This window comes from Paramesorhizobium salinisoli (assembly GCF_003335045.1).
GTDB classification, from domain to species: Bacteria; Pseudomonadota; Alphaproteobacteria; order Rhizobiales; family Rhizobiaceae; genus Paramesorhizobium; species Paramesorhizobium salinisoli.
The window spans coordinates 1-740 of the sequence record NZ_QOZG01000099.1 but is presented as its reverse complement, the minus strand read 5'-3'; the positions used below and the strand labels follow the sequence as shown (position 1 = coordinate 740).

Here is a 740-nt window from a genome sequence, read left to right as displayed (position 1 = left end):
GGGAGGAACCAAATAATGATTTTAAGGAAGCTCAGTTTCCCTGCCGCCATTCTTCTCGGATCGCTTCTGATGGGTGCCAGTCCCACTCTCGCCGAAGCCGTTCTGCACCGTGGCAATAGCGCGGAACCCCAGACGCTCGATCAGGCACATACCTCTATGGATATTGAGGGGTTCATCCTCAAGGACCTCTATGAAGGTCTGACCATTTATGATGCCGGAGGCGCGGTCGTGCCGGGCGTGGCGGAAAGCTGGACTGTTTCCGACGATGGCACAGTCTACACATTCTATCTGCGGTCCAATGCGAAATGGTCCGATGGTTCGCCGGTGACCGCGGAGGACTTCCTTTTCTCCTTGAGGCGCATCGAGGACCCGAAAACGGCGGCGGGATATGCCAATATCCTTTATCCCATCAAGAATGCCGAGAAGGTGAACAAGGGCGAGTTGCCGGTCGATCAGCTCGGCGTCGAGGCGGTGGATGACCAGACGCTTGAAATCACCCTGGAGCAGCCGACGCCGTATTTCATTCAGATCCTGGCACACCAGACGGCGCTGCCGGTTTCGAAGGCGAGCGTCGAGAAGAACGGCACAAAGTTCGTCCAGCCGGGCATCATGGTTTCGAACGGCGCGTTCAAGCTCACCGGCCATGTGCCGAACGACAACCTCACTGTCGAGAAGAACCCGGAATATTGGGATGCAGCCAATGTAAAGCTCGACAAGGTCATATTCTACCCCATCGATGA

Annotated in this window: 1 protein-coding gene; it reads left to right on the top strand. The window is 56.2% G+C overall.

Going from position 1 to position 740, the window contains the following annotated elements:
* Positions 1-15: 15 nt before the first annotated feature.
* Positions 16-740: peptide ABC transporter substrate-binding protein (locus tag DUT91_RS25085; RefSeq protein ID WP_147272312.1), on the top strand; the 725-nt coding region annotated here is incomplete at its 3' end.